This window comes from Castellaniella sp. (assembly GCF_047971665.1).
Taxonomy (GTDB): Bacteria; Pseudomonadota; Gammaproteobacteria; order Burkholderiales; family Burkholderiaceae_B; genus Castellaniella.
Genome location: NZ_JBKEAA010000013.1, coordinates 70,238 through 89,267, shown reverse-complemented (window position 1 = coordinate 89,267; position 19,030 = coordinate 70,238). Strand labels below are relative to the sequence as shown.

Sequence of the window (19,030 nt, the reverse complement as noted above, 5' to 3'; positions counted from 1 at the left end):
TCCCCGAGCGGCCCGGCGCGGTTCACAGCCGGATGAAATGTTCCCGATAGTGCTTGAGCTCGTCGATCGATTCCTGGATGTCGGCCAGGGCCTCGTGCTTGCTGGCTTTCACAAAGCTGCGATAGACTTCGGGTCGCCAGCGCAGGGACAGTTCCTTGAGGGTGCTGACATCCAGATTGCGGTAATGGAAGTAGGCCTCCAGCCGCGGCATGTATTTCACCATGAAGCGGCGGTCCTGTCCGATGGTGTTGCCGCACATCGGCGACTTGCCGGGCGGCACCAGCGGCGCCAGGAATTCCAGCAGGATATCCTCGGCCTGCGATTCGGTCAGCGTTGACGCCTTGACCTTGTCGATCAAGCCGCTCTTGCCATGGGTGGACCGATTCCATTTGTCCATGCCATCGAGCACGGCGTCATCCTGACGGATCACCAGCACCGGCGCCTGCGCCACGGGAGTCAGGTCGGACTCGGTGACGATCATGGCGATTTCCAGGACGCGTTCCTTTTCGGGGTCCAGGCCCGACATTTCCATGTCCAGCCAGATCAGACGCTGGTCATTCGCGGCCATATCCTATAATCCTCAGGTTCCAAAGACCCGATTTTCGCACATTGGCCGGACAGACATGCTGACCCTCCTGTTTCTCATTTGCCTGGTGGGCGATCTGCTCCTGCGCTACTGGCTGGCACGCCGCCAGATCAACCATGTGCTCGCGCACCGCGACGCGGTCCCCGCTGTCTTTGCCGACCGGATCGGCCTGCACAGTCACCAACGCGCGGCAGACTACACCGTGGCCCGATGCCAGCTGTCGATGATCGAGCGCATCGTCGAAGCCGGCGTACTGCTGGGCCTGACACTGCTGGGCGGCCTGCAGATCCTGGATCTGACCCTGGGTCGGCTCATTGAATCCGATCTCTGGCGTCAGGTGGCACTGGTGGGCGCTGTGCTGGCCCTGCTGGGCGCGGTCGGGCTGGTCTTTTCTGCCTGGCGCACTTTCCGTCTGGAAGCCCGTTTCGGCTTCAACCGCATGACGCCCCGCCTGTTCATCACCGACGCACTCAAGATGCTGGCCGTCACCCTGGTGCTGGGAGTTCCGCTGCTGGCCGCCATCCTGTGGATCATGCAATCGGCCGGCACCGACTGGGCCTGGTGGGCCTGGGGCGTCTGGGTCGGCTTCAACCTGCTGGTCCTGTGGCTGTATCCCAGCTTCATCGCACCGCTGTTCAACCGCTTCACCCCACTGGACGATCCCGAGCTTGGCCAACGCATCCACGCCCTGGCCAGACGCTGCCATTTCGGCCTGTCGGGGCTGTTCGTCATGGACGGGTCGCGGCGGTCCGCCCACGGCAACGCCTATTTCACCGGCTTTGGCCGCCATCGCCGCATCGTGTTCTTCGATACGCTGCTGGCACACCTGAACACCGATGAGGTCGAAGCCGTCCTGGCTCACGAACTGGGGCATTTCGCCCACCGTCATATTCTCAAGCGCATCATCGTCAGTTTCGTGACGGCCGGTGTGCTGTTGCACCTGCTGGCCTGGCTGTCCACACAACTCTGGTTCTACACCGGCCTGGGCGTCATTCCGCAACTGGGCCGCCCCAACGACGGACTGGCGCTGGTCCTGTTCATGCTGGCGCTGCCGGTCCTGACATTCTGGTCCGCGCCCATCGTCAGCCTGCTGTCACGCCGCGACGAATTCCAGGCCGACCGCTATGCGGTACAACAATGCGGCGCAGCGCCGCTGTCCAGCGCGCTGGTCAAGCTCTACGACGACAACGCCGCCACCCTGACACCCGATCCGATCCATTCCGCCTGGTACGACAGCCATCCGCCAGCTCCTGTGCGCATCGCGCATCTGCATGATGGCTGAACCTGCCGCGCTGCGGGGTCGCGTCGTCGCCGCCCACGGACGCCACTACGATGTCGAAATCGAAGGGGGCGGCCAGCGTCAGTGCTACACGCGCGGAAAGAAGGCCGGCCCGGCCGTGGGCGACCAGGTGCGCGTGCGCCCCGAGAGCCGCCAGGAGGGGGTCATCCTCGACATCCTGCCGCGCCGCAACCTGTTCTACCGATCCGACGCTCAGCGCAGCAAGCAGTTCGCCGCCAACATCGACCTGCTGCTCCTGGTGCTGGCCCCCGAGCCTGAATTCTCCGACGACCTCACCGGCCGCGCCCTGGTGGCGGCCGCCGGCGCGGAGGTCCCGGCGCTCATCATCCTGAACAAGGCCGACCTGCCCGGCGCAGCCGCCGCCCGCGCGCGGCTGGCAACGATCGAGGTGCTGGGCACGCCGGTCCTCATGCTCAGCGCTCTGGATAACGACCAGATCCAGACCCGGCTGGCGCCCCGGCTGAAGGATCGCCTCACCCTGCTGCTGGGCCAGAGCGGCATGGGCAAATCCACCCTGCTCAACGCACTGGTCCCCGACGCACTGGCGGCGACCCAAGCGCACTCCGAGGCACTGGGCACGGGCCGTCACACCACGACACGCACGCAACTCTACCCTCTTCCAGGCGGCGGCGGCCTGATCGACTCGCCCGGTTTCCAGGCATTTGGCCTGCAGCACCTGACCGCTCACGACATCGAACAAGGATTCCCGGAATTTGCCGCGCCGATCACCGAGTGCCGCTTTTACAACTGCACGCACCGCCACGAACCGGGCTGCGGTGTGCTGGCAGCCATCCAGCGGGGCGACATCAGCACAGAACGTCACGCCCTCTACATGCGCATCCTGGAAGAAAACGAGGCGGCGAGGCGGTATTAGCAAAGTTCGCACCGCCTGAAAAATGGATTCCTCCGCGACCTGGCCTCAACAGCCTGCCCTGCGAGTGTGTCTGTGAATCAGGTCCCGCGATTGCCGGCGGCCGCCGTCCCCGGAACCGCCATCCCTTGCGACGCAGCCAGGAAATAGTACAGGTTGCGGATCAGGATCGCCGTCGCGCCCCAGATGAAATGAGACTGCCAGCGGATAGCGAAATAACATCGCCCATGCCCCAGCGAAGACTCCATTCGGTGCAACGCATGCCTGCCGGGGTCCATCAGGAAGGCCAGCGGCACCTCGAAGACCTCGGCGACCTCCGCTTCATCCGGCCGGATCCGGAAACCCGGCAACAGCTCGCCAACCACAGGCGTCATCAGGAATTGCGTCGTGGTCAGCAATGTCGGTTGTGTGCCGAAAATATCGATGAAGCGTGACTCGACGCCGATTTCTTCACGAGTCTCGCGGATGGCGGCCGCGACCGGCCCGCTGTCCGAGGATTCGATTCGCCCTCCGGGAAAACTGATCTGCCCTGCATGGTCGTGCAAGTGTTCGGCGCGGCGGGTGAACAACATGTACAGTCCCGCCTCGCGCTGAACCAGCGGCATCAGGACAGCGGCCTGGCGCGCGCGGACATATGAGTCTCCGCCCGGGATGAAGGATTGAGCAAACAGGGGTTCGACCTGCCAGTCGGCCGGATGCCGGAATGCCTGGCGAATGACATCGAGCCGGAGACAGGCCGGCGACAGCGGCGGCAACGGCGTGGTAGGCAGAACAGGCTGAACCTGAGGATCGAAGCCGGCGACGCGCGCCTCGCTCGATCCCGGCATCCGATACGACATGGAATCCCGACAGTAAAGTTCCGCGCGGCTCGAACACGCAGGAAAAACAAGGGCACCCGAACGGGTGCCCTGGGATGATCCGCGGTGCCGTGATCAGACGGCCTTGCGAACCAGCTTTTCCTTGATGCGAGCGGCCTTGCCCGTCAGGTTGCGCAGATAATACAGTTTAGCACGGCGGACATCGCCGCGACGCTTGACCTCGATCGAGGCGATCTGCGGCGAATACAGCTGGAAGGTCCGTTCGACGGCTTCGCCCGACGAGATCTTGCGCACGGTAAAGGCGGAATTCAGGCCACGGTTGCGGCGGGCAATGACCACGCCTTCGTAGGCCTGGGTCCGCTTGCGCGAACCTTCGACCACGTTGACGCTCACGATGACCGTGTCGCCAGGGCCGAATTCAGGAATGGTGCGGCCTTCGGTCAGGCGCGCGATTTCTTCTTTTTCGAGGGTTTCGATCAGGTTCAAGACAGGCTCCAAGGCATCGTGGACACCGGGCGTGGATATATGGGAATACCGGACCAGAGGATGCAAACCAGAGATTATATCAGAAGCCGGCCACTGTACCCAACCACAAGATGCCCGGAATCATGGCCGCCCAAGTCAGCACCATGAGCACATCCCCCGTCAATGCCACCATGCGGCGCCAGCCGAACCGCCGCCCGGCACGAGGCCGATGCGCCCGGACCGTCTGCCGCACAGGCATCGCATGCGCCCGGCGAGCCACGCGTCCCGCGGGACGTCCGCCCCACGAGCCGCCCGATACCCAGGGGCCCTGCAACATACCTGATGTTTTTGCATGCGCGGCATGCGTCATGTCTCGCTGCGGCCGGCGCCAGGCGGCCCCCGCAATCGCCCAGGTCAAGGCCCCGTTTCCAGTCATCGATCCAGCCATGTCGAATCTCCCGAATGCGCTCGGCACCAGAATTGCCGAAACTGTGGTTTTGTACAGTGCTTGTGGGTACTGTACAAAAAAACAGTGTCCGGCACAAGTCCCCTTGCCTGACCTCCCCGCCTCCCGGCCTGCTGGCTCGCCGGCGCCCGGCGAACTTCTGCCGGCATGGCGATAAACGGCGTACAGTGTTTTTTCTCTGGAGGACATCGCATGCCGCCTGCTTTTCTCGACCACATCGTCATCACGGCATTCTCACTGGAGGCCGGCGCCACATTCGTGACTCAGACCCTGGGCGTGGCGCCGCAGGCCGGTGGCGAACACCCGCGCATGGGCACCCATAATCAGTTGCTTCGTCTCGGCGACACTATGTACCTGGAGGTGATCGCCCCCAATCCGGCGGCCCGCCCCCCCGACCGGCCCCGCTGGTTCGGCCTCGACCAACTGCACCCCCGGTCCGCGCCGTCGCTCTCCACATGGGTCGTGCGCAGCACCGATATCACCACCACGGCGGCGGCGGCCCTGGAGCCGCTGGGAAACATAGAATCCATGAGCCGGGGTACGCTCGACTGGCGCATCACCCTGTCCGTCGACAATTCGGTGCCCTTGGACGGCATTGCGCCTGCCCTCATCCAGTGGCAGGACGACGTCCATCCGGCCTCCCGGATGGACGACAAGGGATGTACGCTCGTTCAACTCGAGATCCTGCACCCGGACCCGGAGCGTGTCCGCTGCCTGCTGGCATCGTTGGCACTGGACGCGCCGGTTGCCGTGCGCCCGGCCGGGCCCGATGCTGCGGCGCGCCTGATCGCGCACATCGACACGCCGCAAGGGCGCCGGATTCTGCAAGGATGAAGACTGGCGTTTCCCTAGGGTCTGTCCACCAACGAATCCGCCAGCTTGCGCAGAAACCCCTCGCAAGCATCCAGTTGCGCGATGTCGATGAACTCGTCGGCCCGATGCGCCTGCTCGATGTGCCCCGGGCCACAGATGACCGCAGGGATGCCGGCATTCTGGAATTGTCCCGCCTCTGTCCCGTAACTCACCTTGCTGATCGCGTTGTCACCGGTCAAGGCGCGCGCCAGCCGGGTGATGGCCTCATGTTCGGCGGTCTCAAGCGAGGGAACCACCACGGGCAAGGCGTCGATTTCGACGCGGGCCGCGTCATATTCCTGACGCATGCGAGGCAGCAACTCCGTCTGGATGCAGGCATCGATCCTGTCCTGGATATCGTCCGGTGACAGGCCGGGAAGATTGCGGAACTCGTAGCTGAACTCGCACGAATCCGGAATGGTGTTGACCGCGATGCCGCCGGCGATCAGGTTGGTGCCCATCGTGGTGAAAGGCACATCGAACGCCTCGTCGTAGGGTCCCTCGGACCGGAGCTGATCGGCCAGATCCCGTATCCGGCAGATCAGGCGGGCCGCATATTCGACGGCATTGCAGCCATGCGGTGTCAGCGAGGAATGCGCGGCTTTTCCGTGCACCCGGCAGCGGTACAGATTCATGCCTTTGTGCGCCACCACCACGCGCATCCCGGTGGGTTCGCCCACCACACAGCCCTCGGCGCGCACACCGCGCCGCCTGAGCGCCTCGAGCATGACAGGGGCGCCCAGACAGCCGACCTCCTCATCGTAGGAAAAGGCCAGATGCAAGGATTTGCGACGCTCAAGGGACAGAAAATGAGGCACCAGGGCCAGCGAGGCCGCGATGAAGCCCTTCATGTCCGCCGTGCCGCGGCCATACAGCCGGCCATCTCTTTCGGTGAGCGCAAAGGGATCCGAACGCCAATCCTGGCCATCCACCGGCACGACATCGGTATGCCCCGAGAGCACGATTCCGCCCTGCGTCGCGCCGTCCTGCGCGGGAAGCGTGGCGAACAGATTGGCTTTGTTGCCCGCCGGCGCGTAGGTCAGCTCGGACGCGATGCCATGCGCGGCCAGCGCGTCGCGGATCGTCTCGATCATCGCGAGATTGGAATGCCGGCTGGTCGTATCGAAAGCAACCAGCCGGCGCAGCCATTCGCGTGTGCTTGTGCGGTTCATGAATGAGAGGTTATCCGACCCGCGAGGCGGCATTCCCGCCGTTGATCAGCGATCCGGCTGCGGCGTCGTGCGCAGGTAGGGACGGATTTCGGTATAGCCCTTGGGGAATTTTTCCTTCAGCACCGCCGGATCCTTGAGTGTCGGCACGATGATGACGTCCTCGCCCTGCTTCCAGTTCACCGGTGTCGCCACACTGTAGTTGTCGGTCAATTGCAGGGAATCCAACGCGCGCAGGATCTCGTCGAAATTGCGCCCCGTGCTGGCCGGATAGGTCAGGATCAGGCGGATCTTCTTGTTCGGATCGATGACGAACACCGAACGCACCGTCGCAGTGGCGCTGGCATTCGGGTGGATCATGTCGTAGAGGGTCGCGACCTTGCGGTCCTCATCGGCCAGGATCGGATAATTGACCTCGGTCTTCTGGGTGTCGTTGATGTCCTTGATCCAGTCCAGATGGGACTGCTTGCCATCGACGGACAAGGCAATCACCTTGGCGCCGCGCTTGGCGAACTCACCCGAGAGCACAGCGGTGTAGCCCAGCTCGGTGGTGCAGACCGGTGTGAAATCGGCCGGATGGGAAAACAGGACGCCCCAGCCGTCCCCCAGAAACTCGTGGAACTTGATCCTCCCCTGGGAAGAGTCCTGTTCAAAATCAGGGGCGGTATCGCCCAGACGCAGCGTGGCCATGAATAACTCCTGTTTCAAGTGTCTGCCGCCCGGATGATCCGGGCGGCAAATTAGTTTAGACACTTAAGATTCTTGCAGAATAAAGAATCACATTGAAATACCAGATAGTTATTTATATATCCGCATCCCGCGACAGATCGACACCGCGTGTTATTGCTGCGTCTGGCGCACATAACGATCCGCCAGTCCGCCATCTCCGATGGCGGACTGCAGCGACAGCGCGCGCGGCAGCACATGCGCCGCGTACTGTACCGCGGTGGCAATCTTGTTCGAATGGAAGACATCGGTGGAACCCTCGCCGATGGCGGTCGCGGCGGCCAGCGCGGAACGCCCCAATTGCCACCCGGCATGAACCGTCCCCGCCAGCATCAGGCACGAGACACTGCCCGTGAAAACCCCCCGGATGTCCTCCCGGATGTGCTCGAGGACGAACGCCAGCGCCGTCTCATAGGCTCCGGCCGCGGTTTCCAGACGTTGACCGATCATGCCCAGCGCTTCGGCATGCACCCCACCGGCCGCGCGCAGCGCCGCAGCCGTATCGCGCATTCCGGCGATCTGTTCGCGCGCGACGGCGCCGCCGTCGCGCACCAGCTTGCGGCCGATGAAATCATTGGCCTGGATCGCCGTGGTGCCCTCATAGATGGGCAGAATGCGTGCGTCCCGGTAATACTGGGCCGCACCGGTTTCCTCGATGAAACCCATGCCGCCATGCACCTGCACCCCCAGAGAAGCCACCTCGACGGCCGATTCCGTGGAGAATCCCTTGACGATCGGGACGAAATATTCATACGTCGCCTTGCAGCGGGCCCGCTGCGCCTCATCGGTCAGACGGGACGCCTTGTCCCGATAGCCGGCGGCCACATAGGCCATGGCACGCGCGCCCTCGGTCAGGCCGCGCATGATCCCGAGCATGCGCGACACGTCGGGATGGCGGACGATCGGGACCGGCCCCGCAGAGCCTTCCAGGGCGTTGCCCTGGATCCGTTCGGCCGCGTAGGCCGCCGCATGCTGCAACGCGCGCTCGGACACCGCGATGCCCTGCAACCCCACCGCATAGCGCGCGGCATTCATCATGATGAACATGTATTCCAGGCCGCGGTTTTCCTCACCGATCAAATAGCCGACCGCCCCGCCCTCGCCAGCCTCGCCCTGGCCGGAGCCGTACAGCAGCACGGCCGTCGGGCTGCCGTGAATCCCGAGCTTGTGCTCCAGAGAGGCGCACACCACATCGTTGCGGGCGCCCGGGCTGCCGTCTTCCTTGACGAGGAATTTGGGCACGATGAACAGGGAAATGCCCTTGACGCCCTTGGGCGCATCCGGGGTGCGCGCCAGCACCAGGTGGATGATGTTTTCGGCCATGTCGTGATCTCCATAGGTGATGAAGATCTTCTGGCCGGAAATGCGGTAGCTGCCGTCAGCCTGCTGCACCGCGCGGGTCTTGAGCAAGGCCAGGTCGGAACCGGCCTGCGGCTCGGTCAGATTCATGGTCCCCGTCCAGCGGCCCTCCAGCATGGGCGGGATGAAGCGGGCCTTTTGCGTGTCCGATCCCACCATGGACAGGGCCTCGATCACGCCATCGGTCAGCAGCGGACACAACGAAAAGGCCAGGTTGCCCGCGTTGAGGCTCTCGGTGACCGGCGCCGAGACGATCCTGGGCAGGCCCTGGCCGCCGAATTCCGCCTCGTGCGGCAGCCCCTGCCAGCCGCCTTGCGCAAAGGCCTGGAACGCCGCCTTGAAACCAGGCGTGGTGCTCACTCCCGTCTCGCTCCAGCGCGCCGGCTCGGTGTCGCCCGCACGATTCAGCGGCGCGATTTCCTGCTCGACGAAACGCGCATTTTCCTCCAATACGGCATCGACAAGGTCGGCGGAGACCTCTTCGAAACCCGGCAGTGCCAGCACGCCCGGCAGATCGGCCAGTTCGTGCAAAATGAAACGGATATCCTGAGTGGGAACCTGGTATGTCATGACAATTCCTGTGGTGCGCAGGAGCGCGGGCTCCCGCATGAAACGACGCGCTCTCCTGCGGGAGAGCGCGTGACTGGCTGGCCTAGAGCGCCTGAACCAGCTCGGGCACGGCCTGGAACAGGTCGGCCACCAGGCCGTAATCGGCGACACCGAAAATCGGCGCCTCGGCGTCCTTGTTGATCGCCACGATCACCTTCGAGTCCTTCATCCCCGCCAGATGCTGGATCGCGCCTGAAATCCCGATGGCCACGTACAGTTGCGGCGCCACGATCTTGCCGGTCTGCCCGACCTGCCAGTCATTGGGCGCATAACCGGCATCCACGGCCGCGCGCGAAGCGCCCAGCGCCGCGCCCAGCTTGTCGGCCAACGGGTCCAGGATCTTGAAATTCTCGGCGCTTCCCAGCCCGCGGCCGCCCGACACCACCACCGAAGCGGCGGTCAACTCGGGGCGGTCGCTCTTGGCGAGCTCACGGCCCACGAACGACGACTTGCCCGAATCAGCCACGGCATCGATCTTCTCGACCGCGGCCGAACCGCCCGTGGCGGCCACCGGATCGAACGCCGTGGTCCGCACGGTGACGACCTTCTTGGCATCGGCCGACTGGACTGTCGCCAGAGCGTTGCCCGCGTAGATCGGCCGCACGAACGTATCGGCCGACTCGACGGCCACGATATCGGAAATTTGCGCAACATCGAGCTTGGCCGCGACACGCGGAGCGACATTCTTGCCCGAGACCGTCGCCGCGAACAGAATGTGACCGTAACTGCCGGCCACGGCCAGCACCTGCGCGGCCAGATTCTCGGCCAGACCATCGGCCAGGGCCGGGCCATCGGCCAGCAACACCTTGTTCACCGAAGCCACCCGAGCGGCCTGATCGGCAACGGCCTGCGCGTCGGCGCCCGCCACCAGCACGTGCACCTCGCCTCCGATGGCGGCCGCCGCAGCCACCGCGTTGCGGGTTGCGGCGCCCAACTGGGCGTTGTCATGTTCAGCAATAACCAGAATGCTCATTTACACCACCTTCGCTTCGTTCTTGAGTTTGTCCACCAGAGTCGCCACATCGGGCACGATCACGCCGGCCGAACGGCTGGGCGGCTCGGTGACCTTGAGTGTCTTCAGCCGCGGCGCGACATCCACGCCCAGGGCGTCGGGCGCCATGGTTTCCAGGGGTTTTTTCTTGGCTTTCATGATGTTGGGCAACGTCACGTAGCGCGGCTCGTTCAGACGCAGGTCGGTGGTGATGATGGCCGGCAGCGCCAGGCTGAGGGTCTCCAGACCGCCATCGACTTCGCGGGTCACTTGCACCCGATCGCCCTGAACCTCGACCTTGCTGGCATTGGTCGCCTGCGGCCAATCCAGCAGCGCGGCCAGCATCTGGCCGGTCTGATTGGCGTCATCGTCGATCGCCTGCTTGCCCAGAACCACCAGGCCGGGCTGCTCCTTGTCCACCAGGGCCTTGAGCAGCTTGGCCACGGCCAGCGGCTGCAATTCGGCATCGGTCTGCACCAGAATGCCCCGGTCGGCCCCGATCGCCATGGCCGTGCGCAGCGTTTCCTGGCATTGCGCCACGCCGCACGACACCGCCACGATCTCGGCGGCAGCGCCCTTTTCCTTCAGGCGGGTGGCCTCCTCGACCGCAATTTCGTCGAACGGATTCATGGACATCTTGACGTTGGCGATATCCACGCCAGTGTGATCGGATTTGACGCGTACCTTGACGTTGTAGTCAACCACGCGCTTGACCGGTACCAGGACCTTCATCGAGCATACTCCAGAATGAAAAGAAAACAGGATGGCCGCACACGGCAGCGACGGATCGCGCCCTGCACAGCCTCATCAGTAACCGCCCAGCGCCCGCACATGCGCCACAGCGCTGCGCCCCAGGGCGGACAGGTCGTAACCGCCTTCGAGAAAGCTGACGATCCGCCCCTGGGCGGATTCGGCCGCGATCTCGACCAGACGTTTGGTGATCCAGGCGTAATCCGCCTCGACCAGTTTCAGGTTGCCCATCTCGTCTTCGCGATGCGCATCGAAGCCCGCCGACACCAGGATCAGCTCGGGCCGGAAACCACGCAGCGCCGGCTGCCAGCGCTCCGACACGATGGGACGAATCACATCGCCGGCCGAATAGGCATCGACAGGCACATTGATCATGTTCGGCCCCGGATTCTCCTGGCGAGTATCCGGGAACAACGGGTATTGGTAGAAGCTGCACATCATGACCCGGTCATCGCCCGCCAGGGATTCCTCGGTGCCATTGCCGTGATGGACATCAAAATCCACGATGGCCACGCGCGACAGACCGTAATGATCCAGCGCATGACGAGCCGCGACGGCGATGTTGTTGAAAAAGCAGAATCCCAGCGCCTGCCCGGGGCGCGCATGATGGCCCGGCGGGCGAACGGCGCAGAATGCCGTCTGTGCCCGGCCCGCGAAAATCTCGTCCAGCGCCGTCACGCCCGCGCCTGCCGCCGCCCAGGCGGCCTGCAGCGTATCCGGACTCATGATCGTGTCCGGATCCAGCGGAAAATAGCCGTGCGCGGGCGCGTGCTGGCGCAAGAACGCCAGGTATTCCGGCGTATGCACACGCAGCACATGTTCAGGCTCGGCCGGACGCGCCGTGCGGTGAGACAGGAAGTCCATCAGGCCGCTGGCGGCCAGTTGATCGGCCACAGCATCCAGGCGCTGAGGCGATTCCGGATGCCAGGCCCCCATTTCATGCAAACGGCAGGCCGGATGAGTAATATAGAGTGTCTCCATAAGGGCGATTATGTTCAGACCAACCCGTATTTTGCAAGTTGCCGTAGCGTCGCTTTTTATTTCTGGCTGCGCCAGCAGTCACAGCGGTTCCGAACCGGCCGACACGACCATTTCAGGCACCAAAAATCAAACGATCGTTTCAAACGATCGTATTGATTCTAGCAGAACACCTCCTGCCGCGAAACCTGCGCCGACGCGTGGCGACTTTCTCGGTCCCGATGGCAGCCTGCTCCCCGAAGTACGGGCCTTCGCCCGCGAAACCGCGCAGGCCAAGGCCCTGCCCCTGGCAAACGTCGAAGCCCTCCTGGCCGAAGCGCGCTACAACGCGACCGCCGTCAAGCTGATGACGCCGCCGACGCGATCCGGCCGGATCCGCCGTGCCTGGACCAGCTATCGGCGACGCCACGTCGATGCGGTGCGAATCCGCAAAGGCGTCGAATTCTGGCAGGCGCACCGGGCCGCGATCGACCGGGCCAGCGCCCGCACAGGCGTCCCGCCCTCGATCATCGTCGCCATCATCGGCATCGAAACCGTCTATGGTCAATACACCGGCAATCACCGGGTACTGGACACCCTGGCCACACTGGGCTTTCGCTACCCAGATCCCAAACGGCCGGAACGCCAGACAATGTTTCGCGAGCAACTGGCCGACCTGATCGTCCTGGATCAACGCAAAGAACTGAATGCGCGGGTCGTGGAAGGCTCGTTCGCAGGCGCCATCGGCTTGCCGCAATTCATGCCCGGCAGCCTGATTCGCTACGCGGTCGACGGCGACGGCGACGGCCGCATCGATCTGGTCTCCAATACGGATGATGCAATCGCCTCGGTCGCCGCCTATCTGCAGGCGCACGGCTGGGTGCGCAACGTGCCGGTCTTTGCCCCCGTGGCCCTGCCCGCCAATGCGATACAACTGGCCCAGGAAGGGCTGAAACCTGAAAGCAACTGGAATACGCTGCGCGCCTCGGGCTTGCGCGCGCTGCCGGGCGGCGGTTCAGCCTGGCAAACCCAGGCGCTGGGGGTGATCGACCTGCAGGATGAGGCCCGCAACACGCACGATATGCGCTGCGCCACGCCCAATTTCTTTGCCATCACCTACTACAACCGCAGCTATTTCTACGCGGCATCAGTCGCCGATCTGGCGCATGAGATTGCCGACCGCATCGGCTATGGCGATCCCAACAAGCTGGACGAAGCCCTCACCTGACGGGACGGACATCCCCGGGGACACCGGGGATCGGCGAGAAAAGCCCTCGATGCCCCTCGGGGACTTGTCGGGGGTTCATCGGGGCCATCAGCCAAAGACCCCTGTCGACAGATAGCGGTCGCCCCGATCGCACACGATGAAGACGAGCGTGGCATCGCGCACCGTGGCTGCCACACGCAAGGCCGCGACGGCGGCGCCAGCCGAGGAGATCCCGCCGAAGATGCCCTCTTCGGCGGCCAGACGCCGGGCCATGGCTTCGGCCTGCTCCTGAGTGATGGGCTCGAAAGCATCCACACCGGCCGGATCATAGATGCTGGGTTGGTAGGCCTCGGGCCACTTGCGGATCCCAGGAATGTGGGCGCCTTCTGCGGGCTGGGCCCCGATGATGCGCACGGCCGGGTTGCGCTCGCGCAAGTACGCGCCCACACCCATGATGGTCCCGGTCGTGCCCATGGCGCTGACGAAGTGCGTGATCCGCCCATCGGTCTGCGCCCAGATTTCGGGGCCGGTGGTTTCGTAATGGGCGCGGGGATTGTCCGCATTGGAAAATTGATCCAGCACCTTGCCCTTGCCTTCGGATTGCATCTGCAAGGCCAGATCGCGGGCGTATTCCATGCCCCCGCCCTGGGCAGGCGTCAGGATGAGTTCGGCCCCGTATGCCGTCATGGCGGCGCAACGCTCCTGCGAGGAATTGTCCGGCATGATCAGGATCATGCGGTAGCCGCGCACGGCGGCGGCCATGGCCAGCGCAATGCCCGTATTGCCGCTGGTCGCCTCGATGAGGGTATCGCCGGGACGGATGTCGCCACGCGACTCGGCCTGGCGGATCATGCTCAGCGCGGCGCGGTCCTTGACCGAACCCGCCGGGTTGTGACCTTCCAGTTTGGCCAGAATCACGTTGCCGCGCGACTCGCCGACATCGCCCGGCAGCCGTTGCAGGCGCACCAGCGGGGTGGCGCCAATGATGTCTTCGATGGTGGGATAACTTTTCATGGACGAAATCATACACCTGCCCACCCGTCGTCACGCCCCCCCGCCCCCGGGCCGGAATATGCTTATGACAAAACGGCCTATCGCGCGCCTGGAGGCGGCCGCAGCAGGCTCAGCGCCGGCCTGTCGGCGAGGACTTGGCCGGACCCGCCCGCCGGATGGACCCGACCTGATCGGCCGTCGGACGCGCCGCCTGCCCCTGTCCGGACAGCCGCCCGCCGCCATCGAGGGTCAGGCCGGCCGCTTGCAGGGAACGGGCCCGGCGCGGTCCGATCCCCCGCACCCGGTCCGACAGATCGGTAAACGACCGGTAATGTCCCGCGCGTGTGCGCTCTTCGATAATGATCCGGGCCGTCTTGGGGCCAATGCCGCGGACACTTTGCAGCTGATCCAGCGTGGCCGTGTTCAAATCCACCGCGCCCGCGGTGCCTGCCCAGGCCAGCGCGGCGATGCCCGCCGTCGCCAGCAGATGCGACAGTCTGTGCGGCCGTGGCCGCCCCGGACGCCGGACCGCTGCGCCGTCCGAGCGCGCATCAAGCGCCTCGGCCGCATGGTCCGAGGCGCGGGCATTCACAGTATCGCGGCATGCGCGGGGATGGGCAGCGCTGCCGCGCGAGCGGCGGGCTGTATCGTACAGAAAAGGATTCATGACCGACTCCTGTGGTGTGAGCGTCAGGTCATGATGCCCGGCGTGGCGGGCCAATGGCGCGATACTTGATCCGGAACATCCATCCGGAAAAACACGCGCGAGCGCGCCACGGCGCGTAGCCGTCCAGCTCAGTCGACCGCCAGCCGCCCCGACTCGAGCAATTGACCGATGTAGGCGTTCACCCCTGTCTGCACATCGCAGAAGGCGCCGGTATACCCGGCGGCGCGCAACTGCGTCAGATCTGCCTGGGTATGGCTCTGGTAGCGGCCCTTCAGATCATCCGGGAACGGGATGTAGCGCAGTTGCCCGCCCGCCGCCAGTTCCGACAACGGCAAGGCCAGTTGCCCCTGATGCACGCGCAGGCTGTTGACCACGGTCTGGGCCACATCATTGAACGGCTGGGCGCGTCCGGTGCCGCAATTGAAGATGCCGGAGACCTCCGGATGATCCAGGAAATACAGGTTCACCCTGACCACGTCATCGACAAAAATGAAGTCGCGCTGCTGCCCGCCATCCGGATAGCCATCCCAACCGCCGAACAGCCGCACATGGCCTTCGCTGGCATATTGGTTCATGTTGTGAAAGGCCACCGACGCCATCCGGCCCTTGTGCTGCTCGCGCGGGCCATAGACGTTGAAATAACGAAGGCCCACCACCTGGGCCGTGAGCCGATCCATCCGCCGGCGCAGCACCTGATCGAAGAGCAGCTTGGAATAGCCATAGACGTTCAGCGGCGACTCACAGGCCGGCTCCTCGATGTAGCGCGGACCAGCCCCATACACGGCTGCCGACGACGCATACAGAAAAGGGACTTCACGGGCCTGGCAGTATTCGAACAGCTCCAGCGTCACGCGGAAATTGTTGTCCATCATGAAACGGCCGTCGCGCTCCGTCGTGTCGGAGCAGGCGCCTTGATGAAAGACGGCATCGGGACGCGGCAGTTCGCCCGTCAGAACCCGACGACGGAACTCGTCCTTGTGCTGATAATCGGCGATCTCCAGATCGACCAGATTGCGGAACTTGTCGCCGTCGGTCAGGTCGTCGACCGCCAAAATATCCGTGATGCCACGCGCATTCAAGCCGCGAACCAGATTACTGCCAATGAAACCGGCGGCGCCGGTGACCACGATCATGATGTCAATTCCTCTGCGGTGACGATGGAAGTGCCCAGCTTGCCGACGACAATACCGCCGGCGCGGTTGGCCCATGCCATGGCCTCGAACCAGTCCAGGCCGGCAGCCCGGGCCACCGCCAGGGTGGCCAGCACGGTGTCGCCCGCACCGGACACATCGAAAACCTCATGCGCCTGGGCGTCCACGTGCTGACGGCCTTCAGCGGTGTACAGGGTCATGCCCTGTTCGGAACGGGTGACCAGCAGCGCCTCGAGCGCCAGCTCCTGACGCAGGGTCTGGGCGCGATGCGTCAGGTCGTCCTCGGAATCCCAGCGGCCAACGGCGTCCTGCATTTCGCTGCGATTGGGGGTCACCAGCGTGGCGCCCCGATAGCGCAGATAGCGGTGCCCCTTGGGATCGACCAGAACCGGAATGCCGCGGGCATGGGCCACCTCGATCATGCGCTCGACCTGGGTCAGTGCACCTTTAGCATAATCCGACAACACCAGCAGATCATAATCCGCCAGGATATCCGCCAGGCAGGCGCCCAGGATGTCCAACGCCCGTCCGCCCGGCCCCTGTTCAAAATCGACCCGCAGCAACTGCTGCTGGCGCCCCAGCACGCGCATTTTCAGCGTCGTGTCCATGCCTTCGACGTCCTCGACCAGATGGTCGCGCACACCCGCATCACGCGTCAGGGTGCGGATCCGATGACCGGCCTCATCGGCGCCGACCACGCCCAGCAACCCGACCTGGGCGCCCAGCGCCACGATGTTGCGGGCCACATTCGCGGCGCCGCCCAGGCGGTCTTCCCGGCGGGCCACCCTCACCACGGGCACAGGGGCCTCGGGCGAAATACGATCGACTTCGCCGAACCAGTAGCGGTCCAGCATGATGTCTCCGACCACGAGAATCCGGGCGGCCGCCGCCGCACGGGCCGGAAATGGCGTGACGGACGCCGGCGCACGGGCCGGCGTGCCGCCGCCACGACTCAGGGGGGCCTTGGACTCCAGAGGGGAACCGCCCCGCTCAGCCTCGCCGTGGCCGGCACGGCCTGCGCTCTGGTGCGTGGTCATCGAATTTCCTCCAGACGGCGGGGCTGATAGGTTTCCCAAGTATTGCAGCCCGGACACTGCCAGTAATAGCGTCGCGCCTCGAAGCCGCACTGTGTGCAGGCGTACCGATCCAGGCGCTGTGTATGTTTGTGGATCATGCTGCGCAGCAAGCCCAGATCGGCCCCGGGCACCAGAGGATCCGCGGGGGCGATCTCATCGCTCTGGGCGAGTTCGACCTCCAGCAGCCGATCGAGGCCCAGCAGCGAAGGATGCGCGCGCAACGCCTGACGGGCAAAGGTCCAGGCCGGCGTCGCGCCCTCTGCGGCCCGCAAGGCACGAAAAATCACATTGAACAGGTCGAGCGTCGGCAGCCGGTCGTACTGCGCGCGCAGCAGTGCCAGGCCTTCGGCGGCGCGACCCAGCGCTACGTGGCTATCCAGCAAGGGCTGGGCCACCAGGCCGGCGTATTCCGGCGCGGAGGACAGCACATCCTGCAGATACGCGCGCTGAGACTCCAGGTCATTGTGCAGCGCCGCCCAGCGGGCGCGCAGCATGCGCACCCGCGTCTCGGACGCCGATGTGGAGCCGTTCTGGCGCGCGGCATGCTCGGCGGCATCCAGCGCCAGGGCGGCCGCCTCGAAATCGGGCGTCTTGGATTCCATCAGCGTCTGAGCCCGCTCGCAGTGGTAATGCGCCAGTTGCGGGATGGCCTCATCGGTGCGGCCGCGCAATTGCTGGACCGTATCGATCGCCTTGTCCCAGTCATGCTCGGACTCATGGATGCGGATCAGGGCGCGCAAGGCCTCCAGGACATGACGGGTCTGCAGCACAGCCTCGAAGCCCTGCTCGGCGCGATCCAGCATGCCGGCCTTGAGAAAATCCTGGGCCAGCGCCAATTGGGCGTTCTCGCGATCCGGCAGGGGCAGATCTCCACGCGAAAGCAGGCTCTGGTGCACACGGATGGCGCGCTCGATTTCGCCGCGGCGGCGAAACAGGCTGCCCAAGGCAAAATGCAGTTCGGTGGTCTCGGGGTCCAGCTTGGCCACCTCGACAAAGGCGTCGATGGCGCGATCGGGCTGCTCATTGAGCAGGAAATTCAGCCCTTTGAAATAGGAATCCGGCAGTGCCCTGGTCTCCGAGAGCATCTGGCGAAAGTCAAAACGCGCGGCCAGCCACCCCAGGCCAAACAGCACGGGAATGCTAATCAGCCACCAGGGCTCAAAATCCACGACCCGCCCTCGGAATTCACAAAGGCGCCAACGGCGCCACGGTTTCGGGGATCACCGGCGCGGACGCGGACTGGGGACGGCCCAGGGCCTCCTGGGCGCGGGCAAGCTCGCGGCGCAGCCGGTTGATTTCACGCCGGCGGCGCAGCATGGAGGTCGCGGCCATGAGCAAGCCGAAGATTGCGCCCAGCACAAAAGCCGCGAGCATCACGACGATCAGCGGGATCTGGCTGAACACGCGATCTGCGAACAAGCCGACATCCACCGGCGCAGTGTTCTTCAGGGCGAAAAGCAGCACGATGATGAAAATCACCAGCCGCAGAATCCAGACCAGATAGCGCATGCGACAAGCTCCTCAGGACAATCGCGCTATTGTAAACGCAAAGAGGAAGGGTCAAAAAAACCCAAGAAAAACGGGCGGTGCCTCTTGCGAGGCATCACCCGTTCCATTGACCGGATCGCGCGGCCCGCATGGACTGTTCATGAACGGTCCATGCCTGAATCGCTACATCATCCGGGCATGATACAGATCGGCCACGGTAGCGGGCTCATCCACATCTGTGCCGCCAGGCCCCTGGTCGACGCGCTCGCGCAGTTCTTTGCCTGGCTTGAAATGCGGCACCAGCTTGGCTGGCACATGCACTTTTTCACCCGACTTGGGATTGCGCCCCACACGCGGCTGACGTCGCGAAAGGGAAAAGCTGCCGAAGCCGCGGATTTCGATGCGCTGACCCTGGGCCAGCGCATCAGCCATCGCGTCCAGGACGGTCTTGACTGCAATATCCATGTCACGGGCCGCCAACTGAGGGTAACGGCCCGCCAGCACGGCGATGAGCTCGGACTTGGTCAGG

At 64.5% G+C, this 19,030-nt stretch carries 20 protein-coding genes; 4 read left to right on the top strand and 16 right to left on the bottom strand.

What is annotated here, in order from left to right; translation table 11 throughout:
* Window positions 1-22: 22 nt before the first annotated feature.
* Complete coding sequence (gene orn / locus ACK5JE_RS04560; protein ID WP_416800514.1) at window positions 23-568, bottom strand: oligoribonuclease; 546 nt, start codon at window positions 566-568, stop codon at window positions 23-25.
* A gap of 55 nt (window positions 569-623) precedes the next feature.
* On the opposite strand from orn, the gene ACK5JE_RS04555 reads away from it, so the two are divergent.
* Complete coding sequence (locus ACK5JE_RS04555; protein WP_416800513.1) at window positions 624-1,868, top strand: M48 family metallopeptidase; 1,245 nt, start codon at window positions 624-626, stop codon at window positions 1,866-1,868.
* The gene (gene rsgA / locus ACK5JE_RS04550; protein ID WP_416800512.1) at window positions 1,858-2,760 is read left to right on the top strand and encodes a ribosome small subunit-dependent GTPase A; all 903 of its coding nucleotides are present in this window, start codon (window positions 1,858-1,860) and stop codon (window positions 2,758-2,760) included. The genes ACK5JE_RS04555 and rsgA overlap by 11 nt, the downstream gene beginning before the upstream one ends.
* 77 nt (window positions 2,761-2,837) lie before the next feature.
* Here the strand turns inward: rsgA and ACK5JE_RS04545 are convergent, their stop codons facing one another.
* Together ACK5JE_RS04545 and rplS are read right to left on the bottom strand one after the other, a co-directional pair.
* The gene (locus ACK5JE_RS04545; RefSeq protein WP_416800511.1) at window positions 2,838-3,596 is read right to left on the bottom strand and encodes a CoA pyrophosphatase; all 759 of its coding nucleotides are present in this window, start codon (window positions 3,594-3,596) and stop codon (window positions 2,838-2,840) included.
* Between the two features lie 93 nt (window positions 3,597-3,689).
* On the bottom strand, window positions 3,690-4,061 hold the full coding sequence (gene rplS, locus ACK5JE_RS04540; RefSeq protein ID WP_416800510.1) for a 50S ribosomal protein L19: 372 nt from the start codon (window positions 4,059-4,061) through the stop codon (window positions 3,690-3,692).
* Window positions 4,062-4,698: 637 nt separating this feature from the next.
* Here rplS and ACK5JE_RS04535 point away from each other — a divergent pair.
* A complete protein-coding gene (locus ACK5JE_RS04535; RefSeq protein WP_416800509.1) occupies window positions 4,699-5,340 on the top strand; it encodes a VOC family protein in 642 nt (213 codons plus the stop codon).
* 14 nt (window positions 5,341-5,354) lie between these two features.
* Here ACK5JE_RS04535 and argE read toward each other — a convergent pair whose 3' ends face one another.
* From argE to ACK5JE_RS04505, 6 genes are all read right to left on the bottom strand, one after another.
* Window positions 5,355-6,530, bottom strand: a complete 1,176-nt coding sequence (gene argE / locus ACK5JE_RS04530; protein ID WP_416800508.1) for an acetylornithine deacetylase — start codon at window positions 6,528-6,530, stop codon at window positions 5,355-5,357.
* A 45-nt stretch (window positions 6,531-6,575) separates the two neighbouring features.
* Window positions 6,576-7,217, bottom strand: coding sequence for a peroxiredoxin (locus ACK5JE_RS04525; protein ID WP_416800507.1), 642 nt, complete (start codon window positions 7,215-7,217; stop codon window positions 6,576-6,578).
* A gap of 150 nt (window positions 7,218-7,367) precedes the next feature.
* The gene (locus ACK5JE_RS04520; RefSeq protein WP_416800506.1) at window positions 7,368-9,182 is read right to left on the bottom strand and encodes an acyl-CoA dehydrogenase; all 1,815 of its coding nucleotides are present in this window, start codon (window positions 9,180-9,182) and stop codon (window positions 7,368-7,370) included.
* Window positions 9,183-9,264: 82 nt separating this feature from the next.
* Complete coding sequence (locus ACK5JE_RS04515) at window positions 9,265-10,194, bottom strand: electron transfer flavoprotein subunit alpha/FixB family protein (protein WP_416800505.1); 930 nt, start codon at window positions 10,192-10,194, stop codon at window positions 9,265-9,267.
* Window positions 10,195-10,944: an electron transfer flavoprotein subunit beta/FixA family protein gene (locus ACK5JE_RS04510; protein WP_416800504.1), complete on the bottom strand. Its 750-nt coding sequence runs from the start codon at window positions 10,942-10,944 to the stop codon at window positions 10,195-10,197.
* 75 nt (window positions 10,945-11,019) lie between these two features.
* Window positions 11,020-11,943 (bottom strand): histone deacetylase family protein, encoded by a 924-nt coding sequence (locus tag ACK5JE_RS04505; protein ID WP_416800503.1) that lies wholly within the window; start codon window positions 11,941-11,943, stop codon window positions 11,020-11,022.
* A gap of 10 nt (window positions 11,944-11,953) precedes the next feature.
* On the opposite strand from ACK5JE_RS04505, the gene mltB reads away from it, so the two are divergent.
* Window positions 11,954-13,147 (top strand): lytic murein transglycosylase B, encoded by a 1,194-nt coding sequence (gene mltB, locus ACK5JE_RS04500; RefSeq protein ID WP_416800502.1) that lies wholly within the window; start codon window positions 11,954-11,956, stop codon window positions 13,145-13,147.
* Window positions 13,148-13,234: 87 nt separating this feature from the next.
* Here the strand turns inward: mltB and cysM are convergent, their stop codons facing one another.
* The 7 genes from cysM to ACK5JE_RS04465 all read right to left on the bottom strand — a co-directional run bounded on the left by cysM (window position 13,235) and on the right by ACK5JE_RS04465 (window position 19,029).
* Complete coding sequence (cysM, locus tag ACK5JE_RS04495) at window positions 13,235-14,140, bottom strand: cysteine synthase CysM (protein ID WP_416800501.1); 906 nt, start codon at window positions 14,138-14,140, stop codon at window positions 13,235-13,237.
* 109 nt (window positions 14,141-14,249) lie between these two features.
* Complete coding sequence (locus ACK5JE_RS04490; RefSeq protein ID WP_416800500.1) at window positions 14,250-14,786, bottom strand: ComEA family DNA-binding protein; 537 nt, start codon at window positions 14,784-14,786, stop codon at window positions 14,250-14,252.
* A 128-nt stretch (window positions 14,787-14,914) separates the two neighbouring features.
* Window positions 14,915-15,919 (bottom strand): ADP-glyceromanno-heptose 6-epimerase, encoded by a 1,005-nt coding sequence (gene rfaD / locus ACK5JE_RS04485; RefSeq protein WP_416800499.1) that lies wholly within the window; start codon window positions 15,917-15,919, stop codon window positions 14,915-14,917.
* Window positions 15,916-16,974, bottom strand: a complete 1,059-nt coding sequence (gene rfaE1 / locus ACK5JE_RS04480) for a D-glycero-beta-D-manno-heptose-7-phosphate kinase (RefSeq protein ID WP_416800498.1) — start codon at window positions 16,972-16,974, stop codon at window positions 15,916-15,918. The genes rfaD and rfaE1 overlap by 4 nt, the downstream gene beginning before the upstream one ends.
* Window positions 16,971-18,182, bottom strand: coding sequence for a lipopolysaccharide assembly protein LapB (lapB, locus tag ACK5JE_RS04475; RefSeq protein WP_416800497.1), 1,212 nt, complete (start codon window positions 18,180-18,182; stop codon window positions 16,971-16,973). Before lapB ends, rfaE1 begins: the two co-directional genes overlap by 4 nt.
* 16 nt (window positions 18,183-18,198) lie before the next feature.
* Window positions 18,199-18,522: a LapA family protein gene (locus ACK5JE_RS04470; protein WP_416800496.1), complete on the bottom strand. Its 324-nt coding sequence runs from the start codon at window positions 18,520-18,522 to the stop codon at window positions 18,199-18,201.
* 162 nt (window positions 18,523-18,684) lie between these two features.
* Window positions 18,685-19,029, bottom strand: coding sequence for an integration host factor subunit beta (locus ACK5JE_RS04465; RefSeq protein ID WP_416800536.1), 345 nt, complete (start codon window positions 19,027-19,029; stop codon window positions 18,685-18,687).
* Window position 19,030: the final 1 nt, after the last annotated feature.

Bases quoted from the DNA above. Each gene is read 5' to 3' on its own strand.
- orn (WP_416800514.1), bottom strand. From the start codon at position 568: ATGGCCGCGAATGACCAGCGTCTGATCTGGCTGGACATGGAAATGTCG.
- ACK5JE_RS04555 (WP_416800513.1), top strand. From the start codon at position 624: ATGCTGACCCTCCTGTTTCTCATTTGCCTGGTGGGCGATCTGCTCCTG.
- rsgA (WP_416800512.1), top strand. From the start codon at position 1,858: ATGATGGCTGAACCTGCCGCGCTGCGGGGTCGCGTCGTCGCCGCCCAC.
- ACK5JE_RS04545 (WP_416800511.1), bottom strand. From the start codon at position 3,596: ATGTCGTATCGGATGCCGGGATCGAGCGAGGCGCGCGTCGCCGGCTTC.
- ACK5JE_RS04535 (WP_416800509.1), top strand. From the start codon at position 4,699: ATGCCGCCTGCTTTTCTCGACCACATCGTCATCACGGCATTCTCACTG.
- argE (WP_416800508.1), bottom strand. From the start codon at position 6,530: ATGAACCGCACAAGCACACGCGAATGGCTGCGCCGGCTGGTTGCTTTC.
- ACK5JE_RS04525 (WP_416800507.1), bottom strand. From the start codon at position 7,217: ATGGCCACGCTGCGTCTGGGCGATACCGCCCCTGATTTTGAACAGGAC.
- ACK5JE_RS04520 (WP_416800506.1), bottom strand. From the start codon at position 9,182: ATGACATACCAGGTTCCCACTCAGGATATCCGTTTCATTTTGCACGAA.
- ACK5JE_RS04515 (WP_416800505.1), bottom strand. From the start codon at position 10,194: ATGAGCATTCTGGTTATTGCTGAACATGACAACGCCCAGTTGGGCGCC.
- ACK5JE_RS04510 (WP_416800504.1), bottom strand. From the start codon at position 10,944: ATGAAGGTCCTGGTACCGGTCAAGCGCGTGGTTGACTACAACGTCAAG.
- ACK5JE_RS04505 (WP_416800503.1), bottom strand. From the start codon at position 11,943: ATGGAGACACTCTATATTACTCATCCGGCCTGCCGTTTGCATGAAATG.
- mltB (WP_416800502.1), top strand. From the start codon at position 11,954: ATGTTCAGACCAACCCGTATTTTGCAAGTTGCCGTAGCGTCGCTTTTT.
- cysM (WP_416800501.1), bottom strand. From the start codon at position 14,140: ATGAAAAGTTATCCCACCATCGAAGACATCATTGGCGCCACCCCGCTG.
- ACK5JE_RS04490 (WP_416800500.1), bottom strand. From the start codon at position 14,786: ATGAATCCTTTTCTGTACGATACAGCCCGCCGCTCGCGCGGCAGCGCT.
- rfaD (WP_416800499.1), bottom strand. From the start codon at position 15,919: ATGATCGTGGTCACCGGCGCCGCCGGTTTCATTGGCAGTAATCTGGTT.
- rfaE1 (WP_416800498.1), bottom strand. From the start codon at position 16,974: ATGACCACGCACCAGAGCGCAGGCCGTGCCGGCCACGGCGAGGCTGAG.
- ACK5JE_RS04470 (WP_416800496.1), bottom strand. From the start codon at position 18,522: ATGCGCTATCTGGTCTGGATTCTGCGGCTGGTGATTTTCATCATCGTG.